The organism is Pseudochrobactrum mosebachae (assembly GCF_048914685.1).
GTDB lineage: Bacteria > Pseudomonadota > Alphaproteobacteria > Rhizobiales > Rhizobiaceae > Pseudochrobactrum.
Map to the genome: position 1 here is coordinate 934,243 of NZ_CP128408.1, position 13,781 is coordinate 948,023.

A 13,781-nucleotide genomic window follows, 5' to 3' on the forward strand; every position below is an offset into this window, starting at 1 on the left:
AGCCACATCTTTGCCAGCCCTAACGTCATTGCCAGCCAGATAAACGGCCGTATCAGGCTTAAGGCTGATCTGTTGCCAACCCGCGCAATGGTTCGCATTGCTCACGCACCCCGCCAAGCTCAAGGCAGAGACGCACACTATCCATGTTATTGATTGTCTCATTGACCCCAGCCCTGTCCTGGATTGCTTTTGTTATGGCCTGCGCAGTCTCGACTGCAGTTTTCTGGCGCTGATGGTGCTTACCGAGCTGATATGCGCCCGAGAGAACTGCAGCGCTCATAAGAAGCCCAACAGCGAGCATCTTGAGCTGTGCCACCATCACAGCGCCTCAATCAGTTTTGCAATCTTGGCTTTGATCTGCGGCATGGAATAAATCGCATAGCCGGCCAGACCACCACCAATGATTACGGATGCCAGCTGCACCCGCCAATCCAGCAAGCCGACAGCTGGTAGAGCAGCTGCCGTAAGCCACGACCAAAAGCGTTTGGATTTAGCGACTGATTGAGGCTTGACGGCTGGAGCAGATTTAACTTTCTCAGGCGCAGTATTACCAGCCGCCTTCACCTGTTTGAGCAGCGCCTCAATGGCTTCTGGTTTTACCACTGCTTTGTTGAGCGGATCACCGGCATAATAAGACTGACCCCGATCAACCATCAGATCGAGTAAGCGGCCATTTTTGTCTTTACCGCCACCGAGCGTTTTTCCAAGCACGGGAAAAGATGCCCATTCCATTGCCAGACGACGGGCAAACTCAACTACTGAGATTTTACCGGTTATAAACTGATCATAGCCCCGGCGTTTCAGCAGATAAAACCCAAGCCGGTCTTGCAGATCCGGATCAAAAACTTGGCGGCCAGATAAGCCCAACTCACGGGATAGATCCTGCAAGGTCGCACGCATGAACTGATAGCCACCAGAGGCTGAGGATTTGTACAAGCGAGTAAAGCTCACCTGTGCATCCACCAGCTCACCAATTGTCATAGCTGTGATGGGCTTATGCAGCTTATTTTGGTTGTGACCATAGATGACATCATAAGACGCGCGATCGACCCGCCCGACTTCAATCTTACGAATGAAGTCAAGCAGGATCGCCGCGCCAGCTGGCACGGTTTTATCCATTAGAATTTTCCTGTGATTTTGCTTGATTTTAGGCTTGCGGCACCATGGCCGGACTATGCAAAACTTGCATCAATCTTGGCGTGCTCAGGGGCCAACTGACACCGATTTATAGGTGCACATAGGCCTCTATATGTAACAGTTTGCGCTATAAATTCATTCAGCAGAATTAGTGAAGATAAGCTCACTAATATTATGCGGGATTTAATGCCCACAAAAATGTACCCGCCCCAACGAGCGGAGCGGATATAATTAGTAATGCGATTAACTCAGTGACGGCAGGACGATGTGTAGATATTGCCTTGGTTATCGCGATACTCACAGTTACCATTACGCAGTGTGCGGACAAGCAAACCGCCCCCCGCACCTGCTGCTGCACCAATAGCAGCGCCACTTGTACCACCAGCAATACCGCCGATCGCGGCGCCTGCAACTGTACCAACACTTAAATCTTTTTCAGTTGATGTACATGCCGACAACGCCATAATAGCGCATAGTGTCATACTCATTTTTAACATAACCAATCCTCCCCTTTTTATAAAAAGAAGAAGGGCGCCAAACTGGCACCCTTCAACACTCAATTATTATTTAGCCCAGCGGCCTTCGTATTTGAACTCGGTGGCTTTTTCCACCTGCTCCTTGGTGGCAGCCATTACAGCTGTCCATTTCTTATCCGCTTCAGCATAATTCACCTGAACGGACTCTGGGCTAACGATGACATATTTTTCACCAATCCCGAGGAAACCACCGACAGACACAATGTACCCGGTCAACTGTCCTTCTGAGATGATGAGATCCTTGATTTCACCGATGGTATTATTTTCAGCATCAACAATATTCAAACCAATCAGATTGTAACTCAAAACATCAGTAGGTTTTGCAGTCACAAACATTTCAGTTGTCGTGCTGGTGGTTGTCGCTGTTTGGGCGCTAGCGAACGATACCATGGCTGCGGAGGTAGCAAGTGCAATAAGAATACGGCGCATTATAAATAACTCCCGTTTTATACAAAATTTTCTGTAGCCCTTTATGTAAGGCTCAGTGAATATATAACGGTTGCGTCGATGGTTGGTTCCGAGAAAAATAAACTTTCCGATAAAACACCGAACAATTGCCACTGATTTTACTAGGGAATTTGCCTTCAATCAGGCTTTCGGCATCATGGCCGGATTATGCAAAAGCCGCATCGATCTGAGCGGGCTCAGTGATAAGACCATCATTGATAAATGCGAGAACCTGAGCCTCTATTGAGAAACAGTTTGAGACATGCGCTAGGACAGCATTGCTGATTGTGATCAGCTCTTGAGCGTTGAGGTTCACAAAGGAATTCTCTGCAGATTTCCACTGGGTGTTAAAGTCGGGATTGGTTTCAGCAGCCGCACGTGCACCTGCCAGCATCAGCTTGGATCGGTCATCGGTAGCGATATGTAAGCCGTTAAGCTCAAAACCGCCAACTTCCTTTTGCCAGCGCATTTCAGCGGCATAGCTGATTAGCGCGTATTTAGGATCAGCGGGTATAATCATCTTGGTTTTATCCAGCGGCATGATCATCACCCTCCTCTACTTCCTCAGGTTCAATTAGGCCGTCAGTTGGAAGAGCCACCCGTCCATTTACTGCCACTGTGACTGGATCAGGAAAAGCGACTGAACGCGGCGGTTTAGAAAGGTTGTACGGCAGGATAACAGCGGCATGAATTTCGCCATCGATGCGCGAAACGCCGCGAGCGATCAGATCATTATCAATCGCATCAAACGGATAAGAACCGCCTTCAGGAAGGTCGGAGAAATCAAGGATATCGCCGTTGATGATCAGCTTATCGCCATCAACCAGCAGTTCTAACTTTGCATCACTGTATTGCGGGGAAAATGAAATACGCATTAGAACCACCTTCCTATTGCAACACAGTCAATTTTCATAGCATCGCCACTAGACCATGCGCCTGCTGCCGGCCGCATGATATCTATTGTCGCACTATTATTTCTTGTAAATCTTTTAACTACCGAAGAGCCTCCGCTTGCCATCAACGTGCTGGAATTAAATGCGGTTCCATTGTAATCGTAAGCCGAGTTCATTAATGCCATTAGAGCTGGTGGCAAAATAAAATTTGCAGAATAAGAGAATTCCGCCCTTAGCACATCGCCACTAGAATATTCCGCGACTACACCACTGGCGCTGAAGATTTGCGTGCCATCAGCATATCTCACGAAATCCCCATTAGCATTACTACCGGACTGAATAACCGCACCGGTCGGAACACCACCAGACTGACTGACATTACCCAATATATTGCCACGCCTGAAGGCTTTCTGTGGTGCCATATCAGGCACTTGTGCGACAGGGATTGTGCCAAGATCACTGTAAACCTGCGCACCATTGGCACGGCTGATTACGGTTCGCGCAAGTTCCGTGAATTGAGTTGCCGCCATTGTGCCGGCACCGTTAAAATAGGGCAGCAAGTCTTTATTGCTGGAAAGGCCCGCAAGTGATTGCAGGTTTCCGCCTGACATCAATTGTACGAGTGCGGCCAGCTGACCGGTAAAGCGCGAATTGTCAGATTGAAACCGAATGAGGGTCTGGAACGTGCCGGCAGCCGGGGCTGGTGTATTCTGATAAAGCACCCCACCATTGCCATCCGCCTTGATGCTTTCAATAATCAGCGTCAAACCAGACGGCGTGATGATCGTATCGCCCTTGCGAATAGGTGCCAGTGTGAGCTGCGCATTGGCTGCAGTGAAGGTTTTGGCGCCTGCCACCAATGTTAGCGTGCCAACCGTCCAATCCGGCAGGAACTTGTCAAAATTATCTGACATGTTTACTCACTTTCTTAGGCGCTTCAACCGAGAGCTTGTTGATAGCCTCATGGGCTGCATTGAGATCGGTAAGCAGCCTGTCACGTTCAGTAATGAGCATCTGGTTAGCCTCAGAATTGGATGTGATCAGCTGCTCTATTTTGGCGTTACTGTCATTCAGCGCAACGGTCAGCTGAGACACATCATTGCCAAGGATGAGTACCCGATTGGCATAATAGGCATTGAGGCTTTGCGCCTCGCTCAGCGCTGCCATCGGATCGATATTGATCCGCTTCGTTTCTGGTTCAGGCATGATTTATCCTCATAAAAACACAGTAAACCAGACCGTGCGCGCTTTACCGTCACGATTGGCAATCCGTAATGTGGTGAATGGATATTCAAGAATAGCGCAGTAAGTTTCATAATGAGCGCCGGTTCCGTCCGATGCCTTCATGTTCACATAAGGCACGTTTCCTGCCGGGTTCGGGATCGCAATGGTTGCGTGTGAGCTATCTGTGAATGAGCGAAAATCAGATGCGATCACTTGCATGGATTGCTGTTCGGGATGGAACACAAAATCCAGAATATTGCCGCTGTCGGTACTCTTGCCGGACTTGGAAACATACAACCCTGATACGGTGTATTTGATCCGGTCCATGGCTATATCAATCGGTTTTTGAAGACGATGTAGCGCACATGAAGTTCAAATTCTACGTTTGGCCCGGATGCTATAAACCACAGGCCATTCTTGCCTATACAGCATTGACTATCAGTGATGTTAACCCACGCTCCCTCTATCCCTGATCCCGGCCTATCATAAGGGTAGATAATTCTGCGGCTTGATTGGCTATGGTAAATCTGCGTGCTGTAAAAAACTATAGGGGTATAATCAAGGGCAGGGAATGAGATTTTTCCCCAATACATTGTCCACCCACCTTGACGCCTGCTTGACATTCTAAACTCACCTGCATCATGGCGCTTTAGATAATCATGCTCTGAAGATAAAACGAAAGGTGATTTATCGTTATTTGCATCAATGCCGGGTTTGGTTATCCTCATAACCATGCCGTTGCTTGTTGGTTTATGAATGAGCCTATCAACCATTGTTTAATCCCCATAAACCAAACATATCATTTTACCGCCAATCCACGGCCAGTCTCGATTAGTAATCCTGCCAAATTCAACGCGATTATTAAAAGCTTTAAAACTTGCATAAGCTCCTAGCTCATTCGATATTACATAGCCGTCATTTGGCGGGTTAAAATCTTCTGGAACTCCCTCTATATGCCACCCAAACAGTTGTTGGTTGCCGTTAAATTGCTTGACTGGATTTGCCCAAATCTTAGGTATGTAATTCAGCGTTTCAGAGAAGTTTACTGTAAAATTTTGGTTTATATTAAGAGTTTCTGATGCGACCTCTCTAATCCCACCGCCGCTATACCAGCGGCTATCGAATGTCTTATCGGCATCGGGCAAAGCGGGGCCTGCCTCTTTCCCCGCCTTCGATGTGATAATGCGGGGCTCATTGCCATCAATGTAAACGCGTGTAACCATGCCGGTTAATCCCTGAACACTAAGAGCTTGGCATCAAGGTCAAACAGCACCTTGTTATCGAAGGAGCGCATTTTACCTGCAGTGATCTCATTGACCTTGGCAGTCATGAGGGTCAGTACCCCGCCCACAAAGGCGAAAGGCGCAGAGCGCGCAGAACCGCTTGTCATGATCACCGCGTCAGCATCCATGATGATGCGTGATTTGCCGCCTGATATTGCCTCGATAAAGATTGCTGCCTGTGACGCAGCGCCGCCTGCTGTGGCCGATACCGATAAAGAAATCCGTGACAGGGATCCGCCTTGATTGGCCTCGGACTTCACTTGGAAATACCCTTCAGCAGAAACATTGCCGATTTGTGCTTGCGTCTGATTGACCACCTGTGACAGCGCAGTCAAACTGCCATCAATGCGTGTGATGCTTGACTGGGCAAACAAATTCACTGTGGCAATATCCTGTTGGTTTTTGGCCACCAATTGTTGAATGGCTGTCACTTGAGACAATCGCTCAGAAGCCTCAACGGATATCAATCTGGTATACTCAGCCCTGTTATCACCGACCTGTACCGAGAGGTTTTCTCGGATACCCTGTATTTGTAGGGCGGATGTTGAGGTCTGTTGGGTCAGTGCCGTTGTAATGCGGGTTATTTCTTCACTGAGATAACGGGTATTAACGGCCTGATCTGCCCATATTCCTTGTAACTCGGCGTTGAAGTTCTCAAGATTAAACGGATAGAGGTCTAATACCCCTAAGCGAATATCGGCCGTGATCACCAGGATCCAGTCTGACCATAAGAACTCGGTATTGCCGTCATAGGTGCCATAACGGGCGCGTACCTCATATTTTTGGTTTGGCAGCAAGGTACCAGGCGCAATCAGGATCGCCGCACGCTTAACATCAATGGCACGGCCACTATCTGTGACTGCCAGTGTTTCTGTTTTGCGCACTTCATATTGCACATAGTCAACGCCATTGACGCCGCCATCCCAAAACAAGCGGATGGCACAGCGTCGGTTATTGCCTTCACTGTCTTGCGCAACATCGGCCAGCGCACCAAAGCTGATCATTGGCATTGGTGCGGGGCGCATCGGGCCAACAGCACCATCAACCGGTGGCCGGAAGTCTGAGCCGCTATCCCAGTCATAATCGGATGGATCAACTTCTGTGATATCCACCAGCACATCAAGATTGGCGCGATCCACTGCACCATCGATGCGCATCAGCTTATTGGCATAACCATTGCGAACAGAGGTCCAGGCAATGATTGTACCTGGCGTACAATAGGCCCAAAAGCTGGGTGGCAGAACCAGAGTATGACGCCGTGCACGCTGTCCCTCCTCAAGGGCTGACTTCATCAGCCTTTGGACCTGCTCTGCATAAGGTACGAAATTGAGTTCAACTGCAGCCATCAAACGGCGGTTGCCATGCAGTGCTTCAAGATCCTTCCGAAAAATTGAAGGAGCCGATTTGACCACCCAGCCATCGCTGGCAGACGGGTAAGTTGCAGATACACCATTGATGGTATTGGCCAGGCCAAAGAACGGCGTAAAGGTCTGCTCATCGGTTGAAAGTATGTCGTCATCGCTAAAATGGATAACGGGTGTATCCGGAAGGCCGAGGAACATCTGATAGATGCCTCCGATCTCGGCAATACGGCCTTGGCACGCAGTATTGAGCGCTTCCAGTGCATTGGCCAGTGGTGCATCAATGGTGATCTCACCACCTGACCGGTAGGTAGGCTCCAAGCCGCCTGCCCCCCAATGGGGTGCGCGGCATTTTTGAATGGCTTGGCGCCAGTTCTCAGCCGGCAGGCGTGCTGCAGCCATGCCTTGCACACCATAAAACCATTGACTGTTCCAGCGCACGCCGCGCAACAGGTTATATTCCTGTACCGCCGGCAGATGATCCCCATCGCCACCCCATGTGGATGGATCAGACCAACGCTGCGGCCCACTGCCACCGGCCGTGCTATCTTTGGTGATATCATAGAGTTTGATACCATCCAGCTCGAACTTGAAGTTCGGGATGCCGGAAAACATCTGTTTGCTGACACGGGCTGTGACGATCACATAAGCCACACCGCGGCCAACACGATTGGCATCATAATGACGATTATGGTTAGAGCAGCTATTGACCAGAAAGCTGTCAGCGGTTGTTTGAGTGCCATCATAGAACTTAACCCAGAGATTGCCGCCATCATTGTCAAATTCCGGTACACGATATCCCCGTGCCGTATTGTTGCCGGCCAATGTCACAGCCTGCCCGTTAACCCAGACCTGTCGCAACCCTGTGACCGGCAGATCAGAAAGAGCAATCACCTGTGTGAGATAGGCATTGGGCGTATCACCATCCTGCCCCCATGTATTGGCCCATACCAGTGAGCCTGCGGTTGCAGATCGACCGATCATAAACGAGCGCGGCAGATCACCGCCGGCCTGCAAAGAACCATTGATAGAGAAGACAGGATCTTGTGGTTTACCGGCGATTGATTGCGCCAACAGACTTATGCCAAGGCCAACTGCTGTTTTAAGCAAAAAGCTGCCAATCGCCCCTGACAGAAAGGTAGACGACAGCAAGCCTGTGATCGCCGTAGCGATACCGGTGAAAATAGCCATGAACTAACTCTTTTATAATGGGGGTCTTTGGCCTTTAAAGGCTTTTGAGATAATGCGTCTCAATAGGCGCATAGCCACGGCGCTCGTAAAGTTTGGCAACATCGTTACTGATCAGCGATGCCATGCCGATCGCAGTACAGTTTTGTTCAAGCGCCCATGCTTCATAGGCATCAAGCATTTGCAGTGCTGCACGTCCGCGTGCGCATGCTGCGATATACCAGACGGTCTCTTTGGCATAACGCCCGGCTCCAAACGGGTGCTCGAAGCATGTTGCCATCAATAGTCCCTGCGGCTCACCATTATGCTCAAACACCAACATACAAGCTTGAGGCGTGGAGATGTGATGATCAAACAGCGCAGCGGCATAGGCAGCCTTAAACGCAAAACCAAAGCCTGCCGCCTCATGGCTTTCGCGCAACAGGTGAATGCATGCCATTTTATCTGTTGCAACGCCAAACCGTATCATCAAAAAATCCCAAAGAGCTTTTTACGTTTCTGGGTCGGCACTCTGCCCTTCTCGGATCCCCAGAACAGCTCCCAGTCCTCTACCGTTGCGGCATCCTTGTAAAACGTATCATTGGGGTCACGCAGCACTTGTGAAGCATGGCTGCGGGTTTCTGGATTGGAGCGTGTAAACTCTTGCGTATGGCTGGCACAGACCATCACCACCGAGCCGTCTTGGTTCTCAGCCGGTGTTCTGATCTCGATCTTATCGACAAAGCCGATAAACCGGCATTCAGCCGGCGCCACCATTAATCGGGTCGCAGGATCAAACAGACCGCGGTAAATCTCTACCCGTGCCTGGCGACAATCATAATCACGCACTATGCGCTGCACCTCTTCATGCACCTGAGACATGCGAAGAGACACATTTTGCACCGACAGATTGGCCACAAGCGGAATATCATCAATAGAGATCAGCGATGAGGTGCCGTACCAATTGCGTGTCTCAGCACTACCCGTATCCGGATTAACGACAGCTGCTGCGATATTGCCCACATCAGACCACAGGCCTTCACTAACAGGGCTGCCACTTTGTCGATCACGAGCAACCAGCCAGAGAAAGTCACGCGCTACAAGTTGGCGCTGTTCAAGCGCAAGCTGATTCGCTGCAGATATAGATCGCATTGATTACACCATAAGAATTCATACGAAAATAAGACATTATCAATCAGGTTCAATAAGGACCTAGCCGTTTAATTTATGCCGCCGGAACTTTATCGTTTTTGCACCGTTACTTTCTGCAATCCTTAAGCAAAAAAAGCGGGTACAAATGGAAGCCTTTCAAGCTGCTCTTTATCAAACTTTTCAATCAGATAATTTCAATGTGTGGCCACACATCATATCTCTGGCTGCAGCCTATTTATTAGCCCTGCCCATAGGGTTGCATCGAGAGCGAGAAGAGCGAAGTGCCGGCCTACGAACATTTCCCTTGGTTGCGGTTGCTAGTTGCGGTTTCATTCAAGCAACTGAGGGACTAACAACTGGTAGTCCTGAAGCACAGGCGCGCATAATTGAGGGCGTAATCACCGGTATGGGATTCATTGGTGGCGGCGCCATTCTACGATTAAAATCTTCAGTTAAGGGAACAGCAACAGCAGCTAGCCTTTGGGCAACAGGTGCGATTGGAATTGCATGTGCCATGGGCACATTCGACGTTGCAGTTATGATTGTGCTGTTCTCACTGCTTACTCTATGGATGTTTTCGAACGGTAAATCCGAATTATCAAAAGAAACCTCCGAGATAGATATACATAACTCTATAAAGTCAGATCCGGATACGTAGGTTCAGCTTAAAAGCATTCCCCTCATATTCCCTGAGCAAATAATATTTCCATTTACCATTAACATCACACTACATTACCATGACGAGATATAGTGTGAAGGAACGTTAGTGAACGCCAAACCGTTGCTCAAGTAGACCGAGCATAGAAATGTTTACTAAACAGTGGGATAAAGCCATGAGCTCAATTTTTAACGATAAAATTTCTAAAGAAAAAAGAATTATAAAGTGCCATTTTCATGATCAGGCTGCGACTGTAGAAGAGATTTCTGCGTTAGCTAAAAAGGCGACATCTCAAGCTGATGACCCTACAAAACTCTGTAATATATTAAAGAGAGTTGGTGGTGGGCACTCGCGTTTCCGACCTACAGGACTGTAATAAATTACAATTTCATTTCGAGCCGGGCAGTTAACTGATTGTCCGGCAGTTTACCTACTTTCAATGGCGTGGAATGTGATACTGCCACGACCTGTTATAGCTTGAGTAGCAGTTGATAAACTGCCTGGCACGATGATCATTGCGACGGAAGGCTTTACAAGGGTAACGATATTTCCCTCTGCCGTGCCTGGTGCCAAATGGGGACGAACTTCAAAGCGTGTTGTTCTGCCGGCAGCATTCGAAACTGCCTCTTCGATTACCTGATAAAGTCTTGGTCCTATTTGGACATAGTCACCAACGCTGACAACATGCCATACAGGCACATTAATGAGCGTTAGCGACTTATTATCCACGCCTACACTGTCGATTTTGATTGCTTTGACATTACCGAGACCGGCACCATTAGGATAAGCGATCGGAAAGCACCGGCTCATTGATCGCCCCATAAATGGCTGCATACCACCTTCGAGTGCCTTCATACGAGCACGCCACGTATCCAAAACATTGGGCAGCATGACCGTTGACTGGAAGCTGGCTTGCCATAATGGCGTGCCTAAGTTTTTGACGATCGTTGATCCACCGGCCGTGCGACTGAACTCCTGCCGATAGAACAGATCAAACTCGGTTGACCAGCCCGGGAAGCTATCAAGAAGATTAAGTGGATAAGAAATACTCATGTCATTATCCCAACTTCACATTTGAGTTCTGAGCATTTCGGATTGTCTCTATCACACGAGCTGACAGCTCTGCATTCGTCTGTTTCAATCCAGCCTCAATCCTTGTTACGGCAGCCTGATCCGCCCCACGGGCATCAATCTGATAGACCGGCGCGAATGAGATGCCACCACCACTTGCCCCGTCATGGGGAATAATCCGACCGTGGGTACCGGGCGAGAAGAACTCTTCACCTTTTTCATTGACGCGGTAGAGATTGCCTGGCGTCACACTACCACCAGCAGCACGCGCGCCACCAAACATCATACCAAACATACCGCCAAGCCCTGATGATTGGGGGGATATACCAAACAGATTGGCCAATGGCCCTTGCCCCATAAGAAGCGCTTGCGCCATCTGACGCAAAAGTCCGGCCAAAGCATCTTTAGCGCTGAATGAACCGTCAATGATGGTATCAATCATGTTCATGGAGATATCAGCCAGATCAAGCGCTGCATCAGCATTGCGTCTTAACTGCTCTTCCACCGCCTCCACTGCCTTTTGTTCGCGATAGCGTGCTTCGACCAAGCCAATGATCTGATCGCGCTGTTCAAGGGATGCACTGGCTCCAGCTTTACGAAGCGCTATCTCTTTATCACGGGCCTCATCACTCAGACCAACAAGCGCCAGCTCTTCTTCAAGCGAGGCTATCAGATCATCGATCGCTTTTTTCTCACGCTCTGCATCTGTGATCTTGGCAGCCCGTGTACCACTGCCTTTGGTCTTTTTATCTGAAGGCAGAATATAGGGCGTTACCGGTGGCGGGATATCGGTGTTGGTAATTGATGTCAGCTTGTTACGGCGTTCAAGCTCATCATTAATGGTCTTGAGCTGCTTATCGACTTCCACAAGTTCCGTTGCAGCATCTTTGCCAAAAGGACTGAGTAGATACGTATCTTCAAAACTGCCTTTTTGCTCTTCAAGCTGCTTGCGGCGGGTATTTAATTGCTGTTGGTTGGCGCGTAATGCAGCACCACTGCGCTCCTCCATCACACTGAATGAAGAGACAAATACCTGCAAAGCCTGATAGGCATCGACAATGGCCGCTTTGAGCGAATGGGTGACTGTACTTGCCAGATCCTGGAACTTCTTATCCACATCAGCTGCCGCATTGACCACATCATCAGACAGAACGCGCCCAAGTTCTTCGCCCTCTTTAATGGTTTCAGTTAACCTGTCACGGCCCTGCTCGATCAATGACACAAACTGCTCACCGCCCTGACCGCCAAGCATCTTGTCAAATAAATTAATACCGCTGGCTGTATCCTTTAATCGCCGTGTGCGATCAATAATCTCAAGCATAAGATCAGCAGGATCTTTCAAGCGCTGTTTGACCTCAGCTGGTGACATGCCCAGCTGGGCAAACGCCTGTGCTCCTGCCCCTTTACCAGTTTGCGCATATTCACTGGCACGCAAGGTCAGTTCCCGAAACGCATCAGACATTGCCCCAACCTCAATGCGATTGGTTTCTGCAACATATTTCATCTGCTGGAAGGACTTGATGCTTAAACCCGCACGCTTTGCTGCAAACTCCACACCGGCAATATCCGAGACTATTTGCTTGATACCCTGAACGGACAGACCAATCCCGACACCAGCCAATGCCCCTTTAACAAGCGACATTGAACGGTTTAGACCGGCGGATAATTGAGAGAACTCACGCTGAGAACTTGATGCTGTGGCCTTGGTATCAGAGCGCACACGGCTCATGGCATCATGGAAGCCACGGGCATTAGCGCCAATGAAGGCCATGATGTCATTACGAGACATGGGGAACCTGTCTTGATTTCTAACGAATGGATTTTGTGGGTGGATGATGTCGGGCAATATCGGCTGCCCGTTCATGGGTGATGATGTCTTTGGCGCGTTTACCGGTGCGCCCCTCGATTGCCCCTTCAAGTTCAGGCCAGGTCGATCGCCAGAACGTCTCAGGCTTCCAGCCCAGCTGACCCGTGGCAAGACCAAGCATCTGCTGAATATGATCCGATATTACGAGGGGCTCAGTGCGTTTCCCGCGGTCGATGCCTCAAAGGCTTTCTCAAGCTGGCCAATATGATCGGCCTCACCGCGCTGGACCTTGCCGGCATTGATATGACCGGTCAGCGCTTTTGTGATCGCTTTGCGGAAGGCTTGCTCATCAGCAGCACTCAATTCCTCAATCGCCTTATGAGCAAGATCACGTGCCGCTTTGTGCCCATCGGGATGAATGCTCAAGACCCTGATTGCCGCCATCACCGTTTTAGGATGGAAGCCGATCAGGCGGGTATAGAGCAAATCCATGGTGTCACAGCCGGCAACCTCACATAAAGTTGCAAGCCGTCCAAACTCGACCACAAGCACCAGATCCGTGTCCCCGATGCGGCAGGCCGCCTCACCGCGCAACGGATTAGCTAAAAGCGTTTCCATCACGGTGCCTCAAACGGGGTAAAGCCCACAGTGCCGGTGGCTGACATACGTCCCTGACACTGCAATTCGTTGGTTTTATCACCAGAGAATGTCAGCGAGATCAGGAAGTCTGCCTCAAATGTCCCAACGCCTGGCACCACGATCTGATAGGGCGTCACAATCTGGCTGACCGTATCGCCGATCATGGCTTTGGATGCCGCATTACCAACAAAAGCACCATCAATTTGCACGTTAATGCGCTGAATACCGTACATCAGCGACAATAACAGCTTACTGCCAGGATCGGTACAACTGGGCTTGGTAATGTCGATTTCTTCATTGTTGATCTCAAGGGATCGTGCTTCCGTCACGCAGACTGACACGAAACTATCCGGCGTCATCTGACGCTTGATCACAAGCTCACGACCTAAAGCCATGGACTTTCTCC

20 protein-coding genes are annotated in these 13,781 nt (G+C 49.5%); 2 read left to right on the forward strand and 18 right to left on the reverse strand.

The window, feature by feature from the left end; translation table 11 throughout:
• Positions 1-58 precede the first annotated feature (58 nt).
• The 13 genes from MP213Fo_RS04390 to MP213Fo_RS04450 all read right to left on the reverse strand — a co-directional run bounded on the left by MP213Fo_RS04390 (position 59) and on the right by MP213Fo_RS04450 (position 9,200).
• The gene (locus tag MP213Fo_RS04390) at positions 59-319 is read right to left on the reverse strand and encodes a hypothetical protein (RefSeq protein ID WP_421090456.1); all 261 of its coding nucleotides are present in this window, start codon (positions 317-319) and stop codon (positions 59-61) included.
• Positions 319-1,119, reverse strand: a complete 801-nt coding sequence (locus MP213Fo_RS04395) for a hypothetical protein (RefSeq protein WP_421090457.1) — start codon at positions 1,117-1,119, stop codon at positions 319-321. The genes MP213Fo_RS04390 and MP213Fo_RS04395 overlap by 1 nt, the downstream gene beginning before the upstream one ends.
• A 266-nt stretch (positions 1,120-1,385) precedes the next feature.
• A complete protein-coding gene (locus tag MP213Fo_RS04400) occupies positions 1,386-1,634 on the reverse strand; it encodes a hypothetical protein (RefSeq protein WP_421090458.1) in 249 nt (82 codons plus the stop codon).
• 66 nt (positions 1,635-1,700) lie between these two features.
• Entirely contained in the window at positions 1,701-2,102 is a 402-nt protein-coding gene (locus tag MP213Fo_RS04405) for a PRC-barrel domain-containing protein (protein ID WP_421089686.1), read from the reverse strand.
• A gap of 184 nt (positions 2,103-2,286) precedes the next feature.
• Positions 2,287-2,661 carry a DUF4376 domain-containing protein gene (locus tag MP213Fo_RS04410; RefSeq protein WP_421090459.1) on the reverse strand — a complete coding sequence of 125 codons (375 nt, stop codon included), beginning with the start codon at positions 2,659-2,661 and terminating at the stop codon, positions 2,287-2,289.
• Positions 2,648-2,995 (reverse strand): hypothetical protein, encoded by a 348-nt coding sequence (locus tag MP213Fo_RS04415; protein WP_421090460.1) that lies wholly within the window; start codon positions 2,993-2,995, stop codon positions 2,648-2,650. The genes MP213Fo_RS04410 and MP213Fo_RS04415 overlap by 14 nt, the downstream gene beginning before the upstream one ends.
• Positions 2,995-3,927, reverse strand: a complete 933-nt coding sequence (locus MP213Fo_RS04420; protein ID WP_421090461.1) for a hypothetical protein — start codon at positions 3,925-3,927, stop codon at positions 2,995-2,997. Before MP213Fo_RS04420 ends, MP213Fo_RS04415 begins: the two co-directional genes overlap by 1 nt.
• A complete protein-coding gene (locus MP213Fo_RS04425; RefSeq protein WP_421090462.1) occupies positions 3,917-4,219 on the reverse strand; it encodes a hypothetical protein in 303 nt (100 codons plus the stop codon). Before MP213Fo_RS04425 ends, MP213Fo_RS04420 begins: the two co-directional genes overlap by 11 nt.
• 9 nt (positions 4,220-4,228) lie before the next feature.
• Positions 4,229-4,564, reverse strand: coding sequence for a hypothetical protein (locus tag MP213Fo_RS04430; RefSeq protein ID WP_421090463.1), 336 nt, complete (start codon positions 4,562-4,564; stop codon positions 4,229-4,231).
• Positions 4,565-5,013: 449 nt separating this feature from the next.
• A complete protein-coding gene (locus MP213Fo_RS04435) occupies positions 5,014-5,460 on the reverse strand; it encodes a hypothetical protein (protein WP_421090464.1) in 447 nt (148 codons plus the stop codon).
• Between the two features lie 5 nt (positions 5,461-5,465).
• Positions 5,466-8,072, reverse strand: coding sequence for a phage tail protein (locus MP213Fo_RS04440; protein WP_421090465.1), 2,607 nt, complete (start codon positions 8,070-8,072; stop codon positions 5,466-5,468).
• A 34-nt stretch (positions 8,073-8,106) separates the two neighbouring features.
• Complete coding sequence (locus MP213Fo_RS04445; protein ID WP_421090466.1) at positions 8,107-8,538, reverse strand: GNAT family N-acetyltransferase; 432 nt, start codon at positions 8,536-8,538, stop codon at positions 8,107-8,109.
• Positions 8,538-9,200 carry a hypothetical protein gene (locus MP213Fo_RS04450; RefSeq protein ID WP_421090467.1) on the reverse strand — a complete coding sequence of 221 codons (663 nt, stop codon included), beginning with the start codon at positions 9,198-9,200 and terminating at the stop codon, positions 8,538-8,540. Before MP213Fo_RS04450 ends, MP213Fo_RS04445 begins: the two co-directional genes overlap by 1 nt.
• Positions 9,201-9,345: 145 nt before the next feature.
• On the opposite strand from MP213Fo_RS04450, the gene MP213Fo_RS04455 reads away from it, so the two are divergent.
• Both MP213Fo_RS04455 and MP213Fo_RS04460 read left to right on the forward strand, forming a co-directional pair.
• Positions 9,346-9,858, forward strand: a complete 513-nt coding sequence (locus MP213Fo_RS04455) for an MgtC/SapB family protein (RefSeq protein WP_421090468.1) — start codon at positions 9,346-9,348, stop codon at positions 9,856-9,858.
• 175 nt (positions 9,859-10,033) lie between these two features.
• On the forward strand, positions 10,034-10,234 hold the full coding sequence (locus tag MP213Fo_RS04460; RefSeq protein WP_421090469.1) for a hypothetical protein: 201 nt from the start codon (positions 10,034-10,036) through the stop codon (positions 10,232-10,234).
• Between the two features lie 50 nt (positions 10,235-10,284).
• Here MP213Fo_RS04460 and MP213Fo_RS04465 read toward each other — a convergent pair whose 3' ends face one another.
• From MP213Fo_RS04465 to MP213Fo_RS04485, 5 genes are read right to left on the reverse strand one after another with little or no spacing between them, the layout of a single operon-like run.
• Positions 10,285-10,911, reverse strand: coding sequence for a hypothetical protein (locus MP213Fo_RS04465; protein WP_421090470.1), 627 nt, complete (start codon positions 10,909-10,911; stop codon positions 10,285-10,287).
• Positions 10,912-10,915: 4 nt separating this feature from the next.
• Entirely contained in the window at positions 10,916-12,718 is a 1,803-nt protein-coding gene (locus MP213Fo_RS04470) for a hypothetical protein (RefSeq protein ID WP_421089670.1), read from the reverse strand.
• Between the two features lie 19 nt (positions 12,719-12,737).
• On the reverse strand, positions 12,738-12,917 hold the full coding sequence (locus MP213Fo_RS04475; RefSeq protein WP_421090471.1) for a phage tail assembly chaperone: 180 nt from the start codon (positions 12,915-12,917) through the stop codon (positions 12,738-12,740).
• Positions 12,918-12,937: 20 nt separating this feature from the next.
• On the reverse strand, positions 12,938-13,354 hold the full coding sequence (locus tag MP213Fo_RS04480) for a hypothetical protein (RefSeq protein ID WP_421090472.1): 417 nt from the start codon (positions 13,352-13,354) through the stop codon (positions 12,938-12,940).
• Positions 13,354-13,770, reverse strand: coding sequence for a phage tail tube protein (locus tag MP213Fo_RS04485; RefSeq protein WP_289387494.1), 417 nt, complete (start codon positions 13,768-13,770; stop codon positions 13,354-13,356). Before MP213Fo_RS04485 ends, MP213Fo_RS04480 begins: the two co-directional genes overlap by 1 nt.
• Positions 13,771-13,781: the final 11 nt, after the last annotated feature.

What these genes read in the sequence shown, in the direction of transcription:
- MP213Fo_RS04390 (WP_421090456.1), bottom strand. Translation starts at nt 319, where the DNA reads ATGGTGGCACAGCTCAAGATGCTCGCTGTTGGGCTTCTTATGAGCGCT.
- MP213Fo_RS04450 (WP_421090467.1), bottom strand. Translation starts at nt 9,200, where the DNA reads ATGCGATCTATATCTGCAGCGAATCAGCTTGCGCTTGAACAGCGCCAA.
- MP213Fo_RS04475 (WP_421090471.1), bottom strand. Translation starts at nt 12,917, where the DNA reads ATGCTTGGTCTTGCCACGGGTCAGCTGGGCTGGAAGCCTGAGACGTTC.
- MP213Fo_RS04395 (WP_421090457.1), bottom strand. Translation starts at nt 1,119, where the DNA reads ATGGATAAAACCGTGCCAGCTGGCGCGGCGATCCTGCTTGACTTCATT.
- MP213Fo_RS04460 (WP_421090469.1), top strand. Translation starts at nt 10,034, where the DNA reads ATGAGCTCAATTTTTAACGATAAAATTTCTAAAGAAAAAAGAATTATA.
- MP213Fo_RS04435 (WP_421090464.1), bottom strand. Translation starts at nt 5,460, where the DNA reads ATGGTTACACGCGTTTACATTGATGGCAATGAGCCCCGCATTATCACA.
- MP213Fo_RS04470 (WP_421089670.1), bottom strand. Translation starts at nt 12,718, where the DNA reads ATGTCTCGTAATGACATCATGGCCTTCATTGGCGCTAATGCCCGTGGC.
- MP213Fo_RS04430 (WP_421090463.1), bottom strand. Translation starts at nt 4,564, where the DNA reads ATGGACCGGATCAAATACACCGTATCAGGGTTGTATGTTTCCAAGTCC.
- MP213Fo_RS04465 (WP_421090470.1), bottom strand. Translation starts at nt 10,911, where the DNA reads ATGAGTATTTCTTATCCACTTAATCTTCTTGATAGCTTCCCGGGCTGG.
- MP213Fo_RS04420 (WP_421090461.1), bottom strand. Translation starts at nt 3,927, where the DNA reads ATGTCAGATAATTTTGACAAGTTCCTGCCGGATTGGACGGTTGGCACG.
- MP213Fo_RS04410 (WP_421090459.1), bottom strand. Translation starts at nt 2,661, where the DNA reads ATGCCGCTGGATAAAACCAAGATGATTATACCCGCTGATCCTAAATAC.
- MP213Fo_RS04445 (WP_421090466.1), bottom strand. Translation starts at nt 8,538, where the DNA reads ATGATACGGTTTGGCGTTGCAACAGATAAAATGGCATGCATTCACCTG.
- MP213Fo_RS04485 (WP_289387494.1), bottom strand. Translation starts at nt 13,770, where the DNA reads ATGGCTTTAGGTCGTGAGCTTGTGATCAAGCGTCAGATGACGCCGGAT.
- MP213Fo_RS04440 (WP_421090465.1), bottom strand. Translation starts at nt 8,072, where the DNA reads ATGGCTATTTTCACCGGTATCGCTACGGCGATCACAGGCTTGCTGTCG.
- MP213Fo_RS04425 (WP_421090462.1), bottom strand. Translation starts at nt 4,219, where the DNA reads ATGCCTGAACCAGAAACGAAGCGGATCAATATCGATCCGATGGCAGCG.
- MP213Fo_RS04400 (WP_421090458.1), bottom strand. Translation starts at nt 1,634, where the DNA reads ATGTTAAAAATGAGTATGACACTATGCGCTATTATGGCGTTGTCGGCA.
- MP213Fo_RS04480 (WP_421090472.1), bottom strand. Translation starts at nt 13,354, where the DNA reads ATGGAAACGCTTTTAGCTAATCCGTTGCGCGGTGAGGCGGCCTGCCGC.
- MP213Fo_RS04455 (WP_421090468.1), top strand. Translation starts at nt 9,346, where the DNA reads ATGGAAGCCTTTCAAGCTGCTCTTTATCAAACTTTTCAATCAGATAAT.
- MP213Fo_RS04415 (WP_421090460.1), bottom strand. Translation starts at nt 2,995, where the DNA reads ATGCGTATTTCATTTTCCCCGCAATACAGTGATGCAAAGTTAGAACTG.
- MP213Fo_RS04405 (WP_421089686.1), bottom strand. Translation starts at nt 2,102, where the DNA reads ATGCGCCGTATTCTTATTGCACTTGCTACCTCCGCAGCCATGGTATCG.